The organism is Bacillus sp. FSL E2-8900 (assembly GCF_037966225.1).
GTDB lineage: Bacteria > Bacillota > Bacilli > Bacillales > Bacillaceae_G > Bacillus_A > Bacillus_A cereus.
In genome coordinates, this window is the sequence record NZ_CP150193.1 from 2,427,367 (window position 1) to 2,444,930 (window position 17,564).

The window sequence follows — 17,564 nt, forward strand, 5'->3', positions numbered from 1 at the left end:
AGTCAAAATTAGCAGTGAAAGCTATTATGTAACAAATGTAATGATTCTTGAAATAGGGATATAAGTGTAATTTAGGGGAGAAAATTACATATATCATGTGGAGAGACAACGTAATAATAGAAGATAAGAAAAGTGAATAAGTGATTGTAAACAATGGATTGTTGGACGACTATGTTTTATGTTATTCGTTTAAATCTGATACTTGGCACACTATTGCTTTTAAGAAGGTAATAGTAATAAAGAAATTTTTAAAATGATAGAAGTAGTAAAGGGGATAAGAGAAATGAAAAAAATATTTAGTGTGCTTTTAGTGTTATTCTTAACATTTTCTACATGGTCTAGTGTATTAGTAAAGGCAGATTCACCATCTAAAGGTACTTTAACGATTCATAAGTATGAACAAGAAAAAGATGGAGCGCAGGGACTAGAAGGTGAAGGTTCTGCAAATCAAGAGGTGCCAAAAGATGCGAAACCATTAAAAGGTGTAACGTTTGAAGTGAAAAGGGTTGCTTCTTTTGAAAAAATTTCAAACGATGGGAAAATCGTGAAAGAAGATGTGAAACCTGTAATGGGAGCAACTCCAAATCAAGTAGTAACAGATGATAACGGACAAGCTGTATTAAAAGATCTTCCGCTAGGACGTTATGAGGTGAAAGAAGTGGCAGGACCTCCACATGTTAATCTAAATCCCAATACGTATACAGTGGATATCCCATTAACGAATAAAGAGGGTAAGGTGCTAAACTATGATGTTCACATGTATCCTAAAAATGAGGTTAAACGTGGTGCAGTGGATTTAATAAAAACTGGTGTAAATGAAAAAGCATTAGCAGGTGCAGTATTCTCTTTATTTAAAAAAGACGGTATAGAAGTGAAAAAAGAGTTAGTAACAGATGCTAATGGTCATATTCGCGTGCAAGGATTGGTGTATGGAGAATACTATTTCCAAGAAACAAAAGCTCCGAAAGGCTATGTAATAGATCCAACTAAACGTGAGTTTTTTGTTAAGAACTCCGGAACAATTAATGAAGATGGAACTATTACTTCTGGTACAGTAGTTAAATTAGAAGTGAAAAACTATGAAGAACCAATAATTGATAAAAAGATTAACGGAAAATTGGAAGCGTTACCAATCAATCCGTTAACTAATTATAATTATGATATTAAAACATTAATTCCAGAAGACATTAAGGAATACAAAAAATATGTGGTAACAGATACTTTGGATAATCGTTTAGTGATTCAAGGAAAGCCAATCGTGAAAATTGATGGAGCAGAAGTAAATGCAAGCATTGTAGAGGTAGCTATAGAAGGTCAAAAAGTAACAGCTACAGTAAAAGATTTCACAAAATTAGATGGTAAAAACGAATTTCATTTGCAAATTAAATCTCAAGTAAAAGAAGGAGTACCATCTGGTTCGGAAATTTTAAATACAGCAAAAATTGATTTTACAAATAAAAATGATGTAATTGGAGAAAAGGAATCTAAACCTGTAGTTGTTGTTCCGACAACTGGAATAATTGAGTTAACAAAAATTGATGGTGCTAATAAGAATAAATTAAAAGGTGCAGAGTTTGTACTTAAAGATAAAAATGGAAAAATAGTTGTTGTAGCAGGAAAAGAAGTAACAGGTGTATCAGATGAAAATGGTGTTATTAAATGGTCTAACATTCCATATGGAGACTATCAAATTTTTGAAACGAAAGCACCAACATATACAAAAGAAGATGGTACAAAAGCTTCTTATCAATTATTAAAAGATCCCATTGATGTAAAGATTAGTGAAAATAATCAAACGGTTAAATTAACGATTGAAAATAATAAAAGTGGATGGGTTCTTCCGGTAACGGGTGGCATAGGAACGACTCTTTTTACTGTAATAGGCCTTACGTTAATGGTTACAGCGGCATTTGTTTTCTTTAGAAAAAAGTTTGCTAATAATTAAGATTTTAGGAACATGTAACTATGGGAAAAGGGGAGAAGCAAAATGCTTCCCTCTTTTCGATATTTAAGCATATACAGAGGTGGAAATATGAAACGAAATCTTGTTTTGGGAGGTATTTTTTTATTTGGATTAGGTGTTTTTTTATATCCTACTATTAGTAATTGGTTGGCGACTCGTGCACATTATTCTGAGATTAGCTCTTACGATAAGAAGATCAAAGCGCTACAAAAGAAAGAAGTTGAACGTAGGGAAAAAGAAGCAGCCGAATATAATAAACAAGTTCACACTTCCACGAAAACATTTACTGATCCATTTTCTGAAAAAAAAAGTAATCATCAAGCATATGCTGATGCGTTAAATTTAGGAGATGTAATGGGGTATATTGAAATATCGAAAATTAATATAAAACTGCCAATCTATCAAGGGACATCTGAGGAAGTATTGAGCCGCGGGATAGGTCATTTAGATTTTTCTTCGCTCCCGATAGGTGGAGAAAATACGCACACTATTTTAACAGGGCATCGTGGTTTACCATCAGCAAAATTATTTACAGATTTAGATAAGTTGAGTGAAGGAGATCTTTTTTATATTCATTCTTTAGACAAAGTTCTTGCTTATAAAGTAGATCAAATTAAAGTAGTGTTACCACACGAAACGGACGATCTACAAATTGTAGAAAATAAAGATTATACAACTTTAATTACGTGTACGCCTTATGGAGTAAACACCAATAGGTTGCTAGTTCGAGGTGTGCGTGTGGAGTTAAACGAGAAAGAAAAACAAAAAGTGAGTACAGAGATATTTATGTTTAATAAGTGGACTGTAATAGTTCCAATCCTATTGTTATGTGTGTTTCTAGTCGTAATTTATAAGAAAAGGTTAACTCGATAGAATGTATTTATTTATCCTGCATTAATGGGAAGTGGGACCGGAAATTCAGAGATAAGTAAAGAAAGTATAGAAAGTATAGAAAGGATGAAGTAAATCCTCATTGGTGAATATGTCATTTTATTCGACTATAGAAAAAATACGGTAAAGGTGGGAACAAAGGAATTGAGGCTACGATTAAAGCTGGTAAGTATTCATTTTATTGTTTTGTTAATGTTAAGTGTAAGTTTTGTCATATATGTACCAAAAGAAGTATATGGATCCACGACAAACTTAGAAGGTCTAGGTGATATATCGCGCTATAATGCTGTTGTCTTTGGTAACCATAAAGCAATAGGTGGCGACATTGAAGGAGCAATTGCAGTTCAAGGTGATATGGATGCATCGGGGTATACAATTGTAGGTGCTGCAGCGGGAACATCTAATATAGTAGGTGAAAAATGGGTTGATGAGGGATATCCGTCCTTGTTATTGTCTGGAAAATTTAAGAAATCAAGAGAAGAATCTTTTATCATTCAAAACGGAATAGTAGTAATGACAAAAGAGAGTGATCCAGATCGCATCATACAATCCTCTTATGATCGTATCGTTTATAAAGAAAAACTAGAAATTGACGCGAAATTTAATGAATTTCGCAATATAGTGAACCAAGTCAGTAAAAATACAGGTCAATATAAAACAAATACCCCAATTCCAAATATGAGTCATGGAATCGGAAAAGATATAAACAATCCTAATATTTATGTTTCATCAGAATTGACAGGGAAAATTAATTTAGATATAAGGGATGTATTTTTACCAAATGCTAAGGACAAAGATTTTATTGTTATGCATTCGGATGCAACAGAGGTTACATTTAAAAATGGGTCTATTCTATATGACACGAACAATATTGGAAGGGCTACAGATATAATTCCTACATCACAACCATATTCTCCTAATTCCCCGTTTACTGAGCTATACGGGAAAGTGATTTGGGTTTTTCCAAATGCGAAAAAAATTACAACAGAGGGATATGGTGTCGTTGGGAGTGTGTTTGCCCCAAATGCTGTATTAGAAACAAAAGGCGGCTCGATTAATGGACAAGCATTTGTCGGCGCGGTACAACAAACTGGTGGATTTGAATTTCACAATTTCAAATTTAACTGGCAACATTGGAACAAGCCTAGTACTGGAAAAGTAAAAATAAAAAAAGTTGATAGTAATAATGATAATAAAAAATTGGAGGGAGCAAAGTTTCATATAGAAGATTCAAAAGGAAAAATAGTTGGAGAACTAGTAACAAATAAAGAAGGAGAAGCGATATCAAAAGACTTACCAAAAGGAAACTATACCCTTGTAGAAATAGAAGCGCCAAAAGACTATGAATTATTAAAAGAAAAAATAGCTGTAAAAGTAGAAAAAGATGCAGTAGTAGAAATTAAAATAGGAAATAAGAAATTGCCAGATCCAATGGGGAAAATAAAGCTTGTGAAAGTAGACATAAGTGATAAAAATAAAAAACTAGCAGGGGCAAAGTTTCATATAGAAGATTCAAAAGGAAAAATAGTTGGAGAACTAGTAACAAATGAAGAAGGAGAAGTAATATCAAAAGACTTACCAATAGGAAACTATACCTTAGTGGAAGTAGAAGCACCTAAAGGTTACGAATTATTAAAAGAAAAAATAACTGTAAAAGTAGAAAAAGATGCAGTAGTAGAAATTAAAATAGGAAATAAGAAATTACCAGATCCGACTGGACAATTTGAAATTGAGAAAGTTGATGATAAGGATATCAATTTAAAACTACAAGGCGCTATATTTCAAGTCTTAGATAAAGAGGGTAAAGAAGTGGCTAGATTAACAACGGATGAAAAAGGAAAGGTGATTTCCAGTCAATTAGTACTTGGAAAATATACGATAAAAGAAATAAAAGCGCCAAACGGATATATGTTACTTAGGGATCCAATAGAAATAGAAATTACAGAAGCAGTAAAGACACAAAAAATAACAGTGAAAAATGCGAAGAATAATTGGGTAATTCCTAATACTGGTGGGAGCGGAACAACAATTTTTTACGTAATTGGTATTATGCTAATGTTTGCTGTGCTATATTTCTGTAAGAAAAATCGTATATTATGAACTAATTTTATAGAGTTAGACAGATCGCTGCGTTAGAGAGTTTTTAGGACATGAGTTCGGTATTGTACTGGACTCATGTTACTAAATTTTGAAGGAGGAAGGATAATAGTAAACATAGAATATATTAATGAATTAAAATATTTAAGAGGTAAACATGGTGGCGATAAAACAAGACGAAATTAAAGTAGTTGTCGGAGCTGGAGTGTTTAATAATAATCCAGGTTGGATTCAAACGCAAGAAGATGAACTTAACTTACAAAGCTACGTGGGAAGGAAGATTTGAATACAACTCTATTTCAGCTATTTTAGCTGAGCATGTATGGGAACACCTTACTTTTGAAGAAGGTGTAAGAGCAGCTGAAATTTGTTATGAATTTTTAAAACCATTTGGTCATATTCGGTGCGGAGTCCCTGATGCATTCTTTCAGGATGAGGCATATCAAAATATAGTTCAAATAGGGGGACCCGGTCCGAAAGATCATCCAGCAGCAAGTCATAAAATCGTTCATAATTATATAACATTAACGAAAATGTTTGAAACTGCTGGATTCGAGGTAGTTTTACTTGAATATTGTGATGAAAATGGTCGGTTTTATTACAACGAATGGGATGCAAACGACGGTGTTATTTTCCGTTCGAAAAGGTATGATTCTAGAAATAAAGGCGATAAACTTGGTTTTCCATCGCTAATTGTCGATGCGATTAAGCGTTAATCATTCAACAAAACAGGAGTTAATCCTATGATTTCATAAGTCGCAAATGCGGCTTTTTTATTTGTACGTAAATCTATATTTAATTTTCAATACTATATAACTCGATTTAGAAAATATTTAAGTTTTTCTCAGCGTCATTCACTTTAAATTAACACTTCGTTGACATAAATATTTATTTTATATTTATATTCGTGTAAAATGAAATGAGAACATATATTCTATATAAGGGGGCAATCAAAATGATAGCTGAAATTGGGAAACTAAATGATGGATATATTGTGAAATTTGAACGCCAATTTCCATATACGGCAGAAGAAGTTTGGTCTGTATTAACAGAAAACAGTAAGCTGAAAAAATGGATGTCCAATTTACAGATTGAAAGCCTTAAAACGGGTGGAATAATAAAGTTCGACATGATGAACGGTTCATTCATAAACATTGATATTTTAGAATGTCAAGTAAACTCAGTACTTGAATTTACTTGGGATAAAGATCGTGTCCGATTTGAAATACATAAAGAGGAAAATGGTACTCTTTTATTCCTTAAAGAGTACATTCATGAATTAACAGATCATACACCGAGGGATTTAGCTGGTTGGCATATTTGTTTAAATCTTTTTTCTTCTGTTTTAGAAGGAGAAGAGAAAGAATTTTCTAAAGATGAATGGCAACAATGGTTTGAAATATACAAGGATAAGATTCATGAAGTGAGAGGATAATTGTATAATAGGTAATATTCATTATGTAATTATTATATTTTAAAAATGCTTTTGTGAATAAATAAGAATAGAGGTTAATATGAAAGTAAATCAATTAATTGCTAATAACATAAATAAATTAGATGCAACTATACCGTTTAATAAATCGTTTGGAATTGCTGGGTTATCTGGATCGGGTAAAACAACTTTTTGCCAAACAATTGGTGAAGAGTCAAAAAAACGATTAGTTTCTTTATTACCAAAGGCTGAATATCAATATTTATTTCCTAACATTATGGAAACAAATTTTAGTGCTATTAAGATGGAAGAAATGCCATTAGTACTTTTTCTAGGAAAATCATCGATTTCGTCTAATCCGCGTTCAACGATTGGTACTCATACTGGTGTTTTTACAGAGGTTCGGGAAAAACTTGCTGAAGTATTTAATCTTTCTCCAGAGGTCTTTTCATTTAATAATCAATTAGGCTGGTGTACTGGTTGTAAAGGCCGTGGTACTACAAAAAATGTTGAGTGTAAAAAATGTAAGGGAAAACGTTATAGTGAAGAAATTGAACAATATGAAATTGATTTGTTGGAAAAGCCACATTCAATCTCAAATATTAATGATTTAAGTGTTGAATCTATTCTTTCACTAGCAAAACAATTAAATATTAGTGAGGAAAAACAGCATATACTGCAAAATATTATTAATATGAACATTGGTTATTTAACATTAAATCGAATTATGGGTACGTTGTCAGGTGGAGAGTTAACACGACTTTATTTGGCTGAATTCATGGCAGTAAGTGAAAATGCTGTAATTATTATTGATGAGATTTCAGTTGGACTTGATCATGAAACATTATTACAAATTTTAGAAGAGATTAAACGATTAGGGTGTAAAAATCAAATTTGGCTTATTGATCATTCAGATACGGTACTAGATACAACTGATGAGCAATTGTTCTTTGGACCTGGTAGCGGAAAATATGGCGGGAAAATTGTGAAAGAATCACCAAGACCAAAGTCAATACTGTGGGAGCGAAATAAAGAAATACCAACAGAATATTATACATTCTATGATTTATATTGCCGTAATATCCAAATGGCGGAGTTTCAAATTCCTAAAAACAGGCTTGTAACGGTTACAGGAGAATCGGGATGTGGGAAATCTACACTTGTCAACGAATGTCTAGCTACAGATTTTTTAAAACGATATCCAAAAGATAAATTAGTTATGGTAGGACAAGACCGAAATCAATCAATTACAAGTCGATCAACTGTAGCAACTTTCCTAGATATTAAAAAGAAACTCACAAAGTATAGTGAAGACATTGATGATATTTTTGAGCGCTCGATTGAGGATATTATTGATGAACTTCCAAATGAAGATATCGCTTATAAACGTTTGAGCTTACTAATTAAATTAGGGCTTGGCTATTCAACATTAGAGAGAAAAACACAAACATTATCGACAGGTGAGTTTCAATGTGTTCATTTAGTTTCGGAATTATTTGCAAACACTAGAAATCCACATACATTATTCATTTTTGATGAGCCTTCAAAAGGTTTATCACAAAATATTTTAAATCAATTTATCGATAGTATTAGAGGTATTCTGCAAGATGAATCAGTTTCTATCATTATGATTGAGCATAATCGTTACATGTTAGAAAGCTCTGATTATATAGTTGATTTTGGAAAAAGGCAGAATGAATCTGTAGAGCATTTGGATGTTGTTAAACATGAGGATTACTATCGTCAAAAAAGTAATGTGAATAGCACAGAGAAAATAAATATCTCTTCAATGCTTAAGCAGAAAAAAGGAGTTCACTATTTAGAAGAAAATCATATTAACTATTTTAAAAATGCCGAAAATGTTTATAAGGGCGGTATTTTAAAAAGTTTATCATCAATGGCTAGGTTAATTTATGGTGAATATGAATCTGATACAATCGCACCTGTTATTGCTATTGATCTTGAAAGACATTTATATAGTCAATATAGTTTCTTATATGAGATTGGTGGATTAATTAATCATATTGTAGCTGCTCATCCAATTAATAAAGATACGAGAAGTTTTGATTTCTATTCACAGGACAATCATTGTCCATCTTGTTCTGGACGTCTTCAAATTGAAGTTTTTGATAAAGATATTGCCATTCAAGATAAAAGTGTTCCATTTTGGGATGGGCTATTCGATCAAGAAATCATGAAGGTATTAAAATTTTATCAGCATGAAAAAATAGAATTTCTATTCGAAGAAATAAAAAATGAGCTTGGTCACGATTTGTCAAAGAGCTATAATGATATGTCAGAAGAAGAAAAGCATACGTTTTGGTACGGATATTTTGAAAAATCATTTTATGATAAAAAAGGAAAGACACGCAGAACATGGGTAGGGTTTAATACAATTATTGGTGGATATATTGTTATTTCAAAAGCACCTATTAAAGAAGAAATTAAGAGTTCAAAAAAAATGATGAAATGTCCAATTTGTGAGGGGACGGTTTTAAATCATCATAAACCACTTAAATTTGGTAACGTAGATATTCGTGAAATAATCAATCAGCCTATTAATAAAGTATTGAAAATAGTTGGTGATTTACCGGCACTTGTTAAATTGAAGTCTATTGTTGGTGGCGATATGGTATTGACGGAAGATGTTTCTTTATTGCCAAGAAAAGCACAAGTTGCATTGAAAATGTTTGAATTAGAACAAGCAAGCTTTTCAAACTATGAAATGGTGTTACAAAATGTCTTACCATTCTGGAGCGAAATAAAAGGAAATATCGAATCCATTAGTGTTAATAATCAGGTAACTGTTTGTGATTTCCCTAATGTTTATGAAACGAGAGAAACCATTATAGATAAGTATTTCACAAATGGTAAATATAAAAAACTTACGTATGTATACGAAGCGTTTGGATACAAAAAATTAGTTACCCAAATTAATAAAATTAAAAAAAGTAATCCATGTCCATTTTGTAAAGGTAAGAAAGTGATAACCGAAGATAATTTACATGATGGTGTCTTTAAACTAACAATTCCATGTGTAACTTGTAATGCAAGTGGTATTAATGACGAAGGGTTAAAAGAAGTTGTCGAGGGCGTGGATGTACAAACGTGGTTAACTGGAAAAGTAAGTGATGTTGTGAATGAAAGCTTATTAACAGAAGCTGTTGGACAAATACCCATTTTCAATCGCATACGTGAGTTGGATAAACGAGATATGATGGCGGTTTATGAATGTCTTGAGAAAAATAACTAGTGATGGATTGTCAATTGCAGTAGTCATAAAAACAGGAATATAGGTTTTTAATTATATAAATATAACATGTTAAATTGTTATTTAAATCGTTAAAAATAGTTGACCCTCACACAATGTCATTGTTTAAGATAAAGTTGAGCTTCAAAGTAGATGTAACTTATAGGAGGAAATCATGTTTAAAATAGGGGATTTTTCAAAACTATCTTCCATTAGTATACGAATGTTGAGACACTACGATAAAGTGGAATTACTACAACCAGTAAAAGTCGATGAGCAGAGTGGATATCGATTTTATTCAGCAGACCAATTAAAAAAAGTAAATCAAATTCAAACGTTAAAAGCTATGGGGTTTAATATTGCTACCATCAAAGAAATAATAGAATGCGATAATATAGATACCATAAAAGAGAAATTTTTAAATCGTAGTGCTCAAATTAAAGAAGACATGAATAACCTCCAAAAACAATTACGTCTCCTCGAAGACTCAATGAAAACGATGAGAGAGGATGTTGTTGAGATGAATTATCATGTTTCAATAAAAGAAATTCCAGAAAGAACTGTAGCTAGTGTTAGAAAGATTATTCCATCGTATAATTGCGAAGGTGATTTATGGAGTGTATTAATGCAAGAAATTCAAATGAAAAATATTAGTATTGCCCAACCGAGTTATAGTATTGCGGTTTTCCATGATCGTGAATACAAAGAAAATGATGTAGATATAGAAATACAGCTAAGTATTCTAGGTAAGCACGAAAATACAAAAGACGTTACATTTAAAAATATGGAATCGACTAATGTAGCTTCTATAACAGTTAATGGAAGTTATGAACAGATGACAGCTGTAAATGAGGCTGCGGCAAAATGGATTGAGACAGAGGGTTACAAATTAGCAGGCCCGATGTTTAATATTTATCATGTGAGCCCAGCGATGGAATCCGATCCTAATAAGTGGGTTACAGAAGTTTGTTATCCAGTTAAATGAAGATAAAGAAAAAAGGCATTATTTATATGCCTTTTTTCTTTATAAACTTATCCATAAATATCAAGATAAATTACTTCTTGATTTGATTCGTCAACTACTAGCACGATTGAATTTGCAAATGTACAAAATGAGCGGATTATAATGGATTCCTTTAATGAATCTTCTAAAAACCAACCTGTTGGTAATAAAGAAATGCAACCATCTTTTTGGAAATTTCAGCAATGTTTACATTAGCAACAAAATCCACCGGAATAAGGGGCTTTTCTCTTAAATAATTTAATGGTATGTGTACCCTCCATCAGGAAATAATACATTACCCGTAGTAAAACTATTTTGCATTAAATATAGGACAGTATGTGCAATTTCATCATTATATCCAGCTCGTTGTACAAGTGAAAGAGATTTATAAGCTTCATAAGCAACTAGTCTATGTTCATTTTGTTCATTTTCTCTTTGTATTGTTCCAGGAGAAACAACATTAACTCTTAAAGGAGCTAATTCAACAGCTAAAGCTTTCCCTAAACTTTCAATAGCACCATTGCAAGCGCCATAAGCAGGTGCGCCTTTAAGTGGTCTTTGACTAAATGCACCGGACATTAACACGATTGATCCAGATTTTGAAAGAAAAGGAATTGCATATTTTACGGCATAATATTGAGGCCAAAACTTTCCGATGAAGCTACTTTCAGCAATTTCCTCTGTAGAGGTAATCGGTCCAAGTGTGTAAGAGGCTCCCGGTGTGAATAAATGATCAAAGTTCCCAACTATCTTGAAAAAATTTTGTAATTGCTCTTTATTTTGATTATCCAATATATAAGTTTGAAGATGATTGTTATTTATTACTTCTCGAGCAACTTTTAATTTTTCTTCCGAGCGTCCGGCAATAATAACATGTGCGCCTTGTTTAATTGCTTGTGTTGCTGTTGTTAATCCAATACCAGAACTCCCGCCAATGATAACAATACGGCTATTTTTTAATGTAGTAATAGACATATTTTAGCCACTCCTTTAATAAAAAATTTAGAATATAACTAACTGTGCTATGCTTTTATTATTCGCTAAAAGGGAGCAAGTGAAAAGTACGCACTTTATATGTACATAGTCGCAAATTTCGTACTAATTGCTATTTATGCGGATAAGTGATACGAAAAATTTCTAAATACGGTTTATCCCGCATTAACGGGCAGTAAAACTCTCACCTCAAAGTTAGGAAAATGCAAGGAAGTTAGGTAAGAGATCAACTGCCCGTAAAAGCCCGATTGGTTCAACTAATAATCAGTGTGGGATGAACAAAACCCCCACTGATTAAAGTTTCACTTTATGATATCTGAGGAGAGGTGAGAAAAATGGATTTACAAGAACCGAAGTTAAAAGGGGTAATAGCAACATTACAAATAATCGGTGGGAAATGGAAGCCACTCATTTTGTTTATTTTGCTAACAGATGGAACGAAACGTTTTGGTGAATTAAAGAGATTAATACCAGATATATCTCAAGGGACGTTAGCAAAGCAATTACGTGAATTAGAGCAAGATCAACTAATAAAACGCGAAATTTATCAAGAAATACCACCTAAAGTAGAATATAGCTTAACTGAGCATGGAAAAACAGTCAGTACTGTTTTGAATAGTATGTGTAGTTGGGGAAGAGGACATTTAGAACATATAGTTAAAGATAAACTATAAAATTGTTATGTAAACTTAATGTAGTACGAAGTGAAATGTTGTTTTAATAATTTGCATTTTATAATATATAATTAAGGAGTGTCGTAGGTTATTATACATATTTAATTTATTTTTACAAAGGGGAAGTAATAAGATGAACGAATTAGAGTATAAAAGCTTCTATGATAAAGTAGGAAGATTAAATGGATGGGATTTTAGTAAAATAAAATGTGAAACTGTAGGAGATACATGGGACTTTTATAGTGAGGTAAAAGAAAGGTGTAAACCATCACATATTTTACTTGATGTTGGTACAGGGGGAGGAGAAAATGTACTTAACATAGCATCATCAGCTAAATTGTTGATTGGAATTGATAATTCTAACGGCATGATTGCAACGGCACATTCTAACTTGAAAAAATCAGGTGTACAAAATGTTGAGTTTCTTCAAATGGGTTCTGAAGCTTTAACATTTCCACATGCACATTTTGATATTGCTTCAAGTTGTCATGCCCCGTTTCTGGCATCTGAGTTAGCGAAAGTAATGAAAAAGGGTGCCTTTTTCTTAACACAACAAGTAAGTGAGAATGATAAATTAAACCTGAAAGAAGCATTTGGTAGAGGGCAATGCTTAGGTGAACGGGATGGTACTTTAAAAGAAAAGTATATGAATGAACTTATTAGTGCAGGATTTGATCTCGTGCAAGTACGCGAATATGATGTTACTGATTATTACAGTACGCCTGAAGATCTCATTTTCTTATTAAAACATACCCCTATTATTCCTAGATTCGGAGAACAGGAAGAGGATTTTACTATTTTACAAAAGTTCATTGATACGTATAGTTTTGAAAAAGGGATTCGTACGAATTCAAAAAGATTTATGATTATTGCTGTTAAATTATAATATATTTTAGTGTAAAAGCTGCTTTTCATTTAAAGAAAAGCAGCTTTTTGTGTGGAAAAGAATACAGGAAATACTTGAAAATAATAGAAATAAATAAAGTGTAAATTAAAAAATCAAAATATGGAGGATAAATGTTTTGAAACGTTACTATATTAGCAATGAAAAAATAAATGTACATATTACTGAATGGGGGAATAATGACAAGCCCGTTATCTTTTGTTTACATGGATTAGGTAGTACGAGTTTAAGTTTTATAGAAATTGCTGAGGAATTAAAAGAAGAGTATAGATTTATCTCCGTTGATGCACCTGGACATGGTAAAACACCCCCATTTGAAAGAACAGAAGATTATGAGATGCACAATTTAGCAAATTGGTTAAATGAAATAATAAATGAATTGAGAATCGAATACTTCTATTTTCTATCACATTCATGGGGAAGTTTTGTAGCGTTATTTTATTTGTTAAATCATCCAGAAAAAGTACAAGGAAGTATTCTTATTGATGGTGGATATCAAACAAAAAGGCTTAAAGAAGAAACGTTGGAAGATGAAATGGCTTATTATGAAAAAGACTTTGATGAATACGTTTTTAATAATTGGGACGAATTTTTCAAAAGTGAAAAAGCAGCTTATACTAGGTGGTCTTCATTGTTAGAAGTTGCTGTAAAGGATCTAGGGATCGAAATGGATAATAAAGTATGGTGGCATGCCAGGGGAAATACAGCTAGTAATATAATAAGAGGTATGCATAAAGATGAAACTATAGATATATATGAGAAGCTACCGGCTAATATTGTATTACTTCGAGCTACAGTCCCACAAGTTTGGGCGGATTATAGAGATAAGACAGTAAATGTTTTTAAAGAGAAAACGGACAGTATAGTAAAAGTAATTCCTGATACTACACACATGTTGCACTGGGATAAACCAGAAATTGTTATAGCAGAAATAAAAAATAATTGGAGCTAACATATTCATACTAAAGTTGTAGTTTCTACATGAAAAATCCATCCTTCCGTTTGATTTTATCTATTTATAAGTGTAATACAATACGAATAGATAATAAGAAACAAGGGGGAATGTAACGTGATTACACATATATTAGATATAAAATTACAAACGGTTTCCATAGAAGGGGTAAAACAAGTTTATAGGGACATATTATCTTTTCCAATAAAAAAAGAAACAGCATCCTTCATTCAATTTGAAGTAACACCTTATACAACAATTAGTTTTCAAGAAGTGTATGAACCAATCGCACCTGCACATTTTGCTTTTGAAATCCCATATTCAAAATTCCATGAAACAGCAAAATGGTTAAAGGACTCTGGATTACTCATTGTAAAATGGCAAAATGGAAATGTAATTGGTGAAGAGAATGGTCTATTCAATTTATACTTTAAAGACGGAGATGGAAATCTACTCGAAATTATCGCACATAGTTATGTTAAAGAGGATGTATTAGTACCACACTCACCTTTAAACATTTTATACGTAAGGGAAATTGGTCTTCCTGTTAAAAGTGTACCTGTTTTTACGGAATGGTTAAAATCAAATCTAAATATGAAAACGATGGAAGATGGGGATATTTTTAACTTTGTTATAGGTGGCACTGCATATATCGTCGCGACTTGGTGGCAGCGACCTTGGATTCCAATCGCGATGAAAGCTCTATCACCGAAAGTACACGTTTCTTTCGGAACACCAGACGTCGCATTTTTACAGCGAATCCAAAATAACTTTAAGAAAAATAGTGTATCATTTGAATGTAAACGTAATGAAGTATCATTTATTGAGCAAGGATATACATTTTCAATTGTGCATACATCAGAGTTTCATTCCGATATTCCTAGTAAAATAAACTTACCGCTTTCTATATAGTTATAGAAAGCGGTAAGTTTATTTTGTTTTAAGGAAAATTAAAATCTAGTTATTATGTTGATTTAACATTTGAGCTATTCCTTGACCAAATGACCAATTCTCCATAGGTGTCTCGTGTAGTGTAATGAAAACATCAGCAGTAGAGATTTGTAAAATATTAGCCGTACTAGTGGCTATAGCTTTATATAAATCTTTTTTTTGATTAATTGTTCTTCCAGGTCCACATGTAATAGAAATATAAATCATATTATTGGATCGTTTTAACGAACCTTTTAAAAGATAAGATGAATTATAAAAAAATTGATGAGAAGGATAAGGTAAAAACATTTGAAAATAATCATTTTCAGGAATATTGAAATGTTCAATTAACGAATGGTGAATTTGATTGCTTACATTTTTTAATAACTTATTATCGGATAATTTTTCAGGATGATAAACAGTGACAAATGGCATAGTAGATGACTCCTTTCCTTTTTATTTCATTTTACTTCTAATATTTCCATTTGTATAATTGAAAATATATTAACTGATTATCAATAAAATCGATGAAGTTGGTGTATGAAATGGAAATAAAAGAGTTACTTACATTTAAAAAAATTATTGAAGAAGGTACGTTTTCACAAGCTGCTAAAAAATTAAACTATGCACAATCAACAGTAACAACACATATGAAAAAGCTGGAAAATGAAATTGGTTTTCTGTTATTTGAAAGAGGATGGGATGCAAGATTAACAGAAGAAGGAAAACTTTTTGCAGAGGAAGTAGAAAACTTATTAACACATTGGGAATATTCTATAACTCAAGCACAACGTATTAGTAATGAAGAGAAAGGAAGTTTGAGAATAGGCCTATTAGAATCCGTTGCTAAAAGGTTAATACCGATAATATTAAAGTTTTTAAATGCTGAAAAACCATATATACATTGTGATTTTGTAGTGGGAAATACAGCACTTTTATCAGAAATGATAGAACATAATAAGATTGATTTTGCGGTGTGCGGAAATAATGAAAATAAATCAAAGGTAAAATTTATCCCAATATGTGATGAACAGATTGAATTTGTAGTGAATAATCCCAAGCATCCTTTGTTACAAAAAGAATTCGTTGAAGCATTTGATATTATAGATTATCCAGTTATTGTAGGAGAAAGTAATTGTTATTCCTATCAATCTGTAAGTTCTTTCTTGGCGGAAAACAATTTATCTTTTAAAAGAATTTACAATTGTAGTGCTTTAAACCTCATTCCAGAAATGCTTTTTGAAAATGCGATAGGAATTATCCCGAAAGGTACAATTTTGAATGAAGAAATACTATCTTTTAAGATTAAGAACTTTAATTCTAAAATCCTGATTGGTATATTAATTTCTACTAAAAATAACAATTATTTAAGTCAAACGAAACAAAACATTATAAACATCATTAAAGAAGCGTTATAAACGCAGGGGAAATAATGAAAAAGCTATATTCAAAAATCTCCTTTAATTTAATAAATAATGGAAACTTGTCTATCATCTCTTTTGGTAGTTCATTTTCCTCTTGGTAGCCTTCAAATAGTGCTTTTGTAATAGAATACTCATAGTCAACGATATTCCCATTTCCAGCAAATGAATATTCTATCGCACTATAAATAGGAACGGCTAAATCGAATATGTAAAAATGTTTTTGGAATTAATCCAAGAGAATATCAACTTAACAAAATGCCTATTCAATCATTTGTTAAACTAAATTTAAATAAAGAAGGGGCGTTTAATATGAATATTTCTAGAAAAATAGAGGTTGAGCAGTTACGAAATAGGAAATGTGAGCTATTTGATAAAGAGGTACTTAACATATTAAATGGTCAAGTTATGTATGAAGAATTTAAAAACGAAAAGCTAATGGGTGATTCTGATTATGCCCCATTTAATGAGGCAATGTGTGTGAACTCGGCTACTACTCAAGTTTTTAATGAAGAGTTTATTAAAACAAGAGCGAAAGGACATAACAGTTCAGTAGAAAGTTATATAAAAAAGGTTATAGATCCGTTAGAAAATCTATTTGCGAAAAAGTATAAATGTATTGTTTTATGGTTCGGTGAAGATATGTTTTGCCAAATGAATCTACTTACTTTACTTTCATACCTTGAGCAGTCGTGCTATGAAGGGAAAGTATACTTAAATAGTTTCAGGGAGGATGAATTTAAAGTAAATCAAATTGAACTTGAATTGGGGGATTATTCTACTATATACAATGAAGTATTAGTAAACCATAAAAAGACTTATCATAAAGTACCACCTGTAATGTATCAAGCTATAGATTTATATTTAGAAATGCTAAAAGAAGATAATATCGTAATGAAATTCATCTCTAAAAATAAAGGTTTATCAAATCAAGAATTATTAACAAAGTTGTTTTATCTTTTTCCAACAATCGGATATGGTGATACTCAGTACATAGAACTGATTAATAAAATGAAGAAGAAAACTACACCTAAAATATAGGTGTAGTTTTCTT

Annotated in this window: 14 protein-coding genes and 2 pseudogenes; 13 read left to right on the forward strand and 3 right to left on the reverse strand. The window is 31.6% G+C overall.

Translation table 11 applies throughout. The features are described 5' to 3' along the window. Positions 1 to 283: 283 nt before the first annotated feature. From NST90_RS12405 to NST90_RS12435, 7 genes and pseudogenes are all read left to right on the forward strand, one after another. A complete protein-coding gene (locus tag NST90_RS12405) occupies positions 284 to 1,945 on the forward strand; it encodes an LPXTG cell wall anchor domain-containing protein (protein WP_080339931.1) in 1,662 nt (553 codons plus the stop codon). Between the two features lie 87 nt (positions 1,946 to 2,032). After that, entirely contained in the window at positions 2,033 to 2,836 is an 804-nt protein-coding gene (locus NST90_RS12410; RefSeq protein WP_078385459.1) for a class C sortase, read from the forward strand. 162 nt (positions 2,837 to 2,998) lie between these two features. Next, a complete protein-coding gene (locus tag NST90_RS12415) occupies positions 2,999 to 4,954 on the forward strand; it encodes a SpaA isopeptide-forming pilin-related protein (protein WP_046392708.1) in 1,956 nt (651 codons plus the stop codon). Positions 4,955 to 5,108: 154 nt separating this feature from the next. Then, positions 5,109 to 5,667, forward strand: a pseudogene (locus NST90_RS12420) (SAM-dependent methyltransferase). Positions 5,668 to 5,906: 239 nt separating this feature from the next. Further along, positions 5,907 to 6,386: an SRPBCC family protein gene (locus tag NST90_RS12425; protein WP_000559840.1), complete on the forward strand. Its 480-nt coding sequence runs from the start codon at positions 5,907 to 5,909 to the stop codon at positions 6,384 to 6,386. A 79-nt stretch (positions 6,387 to 6,465) separates the two neighbouring features. After that, positions 6,466 to 9,636: an ATP-binding cassette domain-containing protein gene (locus tag NST90_RS12430; RefSeq protein ID WP_283748890.1), complete on the forward strand. Its 3,171-nt coding sequence runs from the start codon at positions 6,466 to 6,468 to the stop codon at positions 9,634 to 9,636. 172 nt (positions 9,637 to 9,808) lie between these two features. Next, positions 9,809 to 10,618: a MerR family transcriptional regulator gene (locus tag NST90_RS12435; protein ID WP_044306958.1), complete on the forward strand. Its 810-nt coding sequence runs from the start codon at positions 9,809 to 9,811 to the stop codon at positions 10,616 to 10,618. Positions 10,619 to 10,894: 276 nt separating this feature from the next. Here the strand turns inward: NST90_RS12435 and NST90_RS12440 are convergent, their stop codons facing one another. Continuing rightward, the gene (locus NST90_RS12440) at positions 10,895 to 11,611 is read right to left on the reverse strand and encodes an SDR family oxidoreductase (protein WP_044306957.1); all 717 of its coding nucleotides are present in this window, start codon (positions 11,609 to 11,611) and stop codon (positions 10,895 to 10,897) included. 353 nt (positions 11,612 to 11,964) lie between these two features. On the opposite strand from NST90_RS12440, the gene NST90_RS12445 reads away from it, so the two are divergent. From NST90_RS12445 to NST90_RS12460, 4 genes are all read left to right on the forward strand, one after another. Then, positions 11,965 to 12,303: a winged helix-turn-helix transcriptional regulator gene (locus NST90_RS12445; protein WP_000365530.1), complete on the forward strand. Its 339-nt coding sequence runs from the start codon at positions 11,965 to 11,967 to the stop codon at positions 12,301 to 12,303. Positions 12,304 to 12,436: 133 nt separating this feature from the next. Then, entirely contained in the window at positions 12,437 to 13,189 is a 753-nt protein-coding gene (locus NST90_RS12450; protein WP_001003872.1) for a class I SAM-dependent methyltransferase, read from the forward strand. 136 nt (positions 13,190 to 13,325) lie between these two features. Continuing rightward, complete coding sequence (locus NST90_RS12455; protein WP_000833444.1) at positions 13,326 to 14,159, forward strand: alpha/beta hydrolase; 834 nt, start codon at positions 13,326 to 13,328, stop codon at positions 14,157 to 14,159. Between the two features lie 117 nt (positions 14,160 to 14,276). Then, a complete protein-coding gene (locus NST90_RS12460; protein ID WP_000627903.1) occupies positions 14,277 to 15,071 on the forward strand; it encodes a hypothetical protein in 795 nt (264 codons plus the stop codon). Between the two features lie 45 nt (positions 15,072 to 15,116). Here the strand turns inward: NST90_RS12460 and NST90_RS12465 are convergent, their stop codons facing one another. Then, positions 15,117 to 15,524, reverse strand: coding sequence for a tautomerase family protein (locus NST90_RS12465; protein ID WP_001117407.1), 408 nt, complete (start codon positions 15,522 to 15,524; stop codon positions 15,117 to 15,119). A gap of 110 nt (positions 15,525 to 15,634) precedes the next feature. Here NST90_RS12465 and NST90_RS12470 point away from each other — a divergent pair, with 110 nt between their 5' ends. Next, a complete protein-coding gene (locus tag NST90_RS12470; protein WP_000403094.1) occupies positions 15,635 to 16,507 on the forward strand; it encodes a LysR family transcriptional regulator in 873 nt (290 codons plus the stop codon). A gap of 22 nt (positions 16,508 to 16,529) precedes the next feature. Here the strand turns inward: NST90_RS12470 and NST90_RS12475 are convergent. Next, a pseudogene (locus tag NST90_RS12475) lies at positions 16,530 to 16,739 on the reverse strand (aminoglycoside phosphotransferase); the annotation flags it as partial. Here NST90_RS12475 and NST90_RS12480 point away from each other — a divergent pair. After that, positions 16,718 to 17,551 (forward strand): AraC family transcriptional regulator, encoded by an 834-nt coding sequence (locus NST90_RS12480; protein WP_232288597.1) that lies wholly within the window; start codon positions 16,718 to 16,720, stop codon positions 17,549 to 17,551. The pseudogene NST90_RS12475 and the gene NST90_RS12480 overlap by 22 nt on opposite strands. Positions 17,552 to 17,564: the final 13 nt, after the last annotated feature.

Bases quoted from the DNA above. Each gene is read 5' to 3' on its own strand.
- NST90_RS12435 (WP_044306958.1), top strand. From the start codon at position 9,809: ATGTTTAAAATAGGGGATTTTTCAAAACTATCTTCCATTAGTATACGA.
- NST90_RS12410 (WP_078385459.1), top strand. From the start codon at position 2,033: ATGAAACGAAATCTTGTTTTGGGAGGTATTTTTTTATTTGGATTAGGT.
- NST90_RS12465 (WP_001117407.1), bottom strand. From the start codon at position 15,524: ATGCCATTTGTCACTGTTTATCATCCTGAAAAATTATCCGATAATAAG.
- NST90_RS12425 (WP_000559840.1), top strand. From the start codon at position 5,907: ATGATAGCTGAAATTGGGAAACTAAATGATGGATATATTGTGAAATTT.
- NST90_RS12405 (WP_080339931.1), top strand. From the start codon at position 284: ATGAAAAAAATATTTAGTGTGCTTTTAGTGTTATTCTTAACATTTTCT.
- NST90_RS12470 (WP_000403094.1), top strand. From the start codon at position 15,635: ATGGAAATAAAAGAGTTACTTACATTTAAAAAAATTATTGAAGAAGGT.
- NST90_RS12450 (WP_001003872.1), top strand. From the start codon at position 12,437: ATGAACGAATTAGAGTATAAAAGCTTCTATGATAAAGTAGGAAGATTA.
- NST90_RS12430 (WP_283748890.1), top strand. From the start codon at position 6,466: ATGAAAGTAAATCAATTAATTGCTAATAACATAAATAAATTAGATGCA.
- NST90_RS12440 (WP_044306957.1), bottom strand. From the start codon at position 11,611: ATGTCTATTACTACATTAAAAAATAGCCGTATTGTTATCATTGGCGGG.
- NST90_RS12445 (WP_000365530.1), top strand. From the start codon at position 11,965: ATGGATTTACAAGAACCGAAGTTAAAAGGGGTAATAGCAACATTACAA.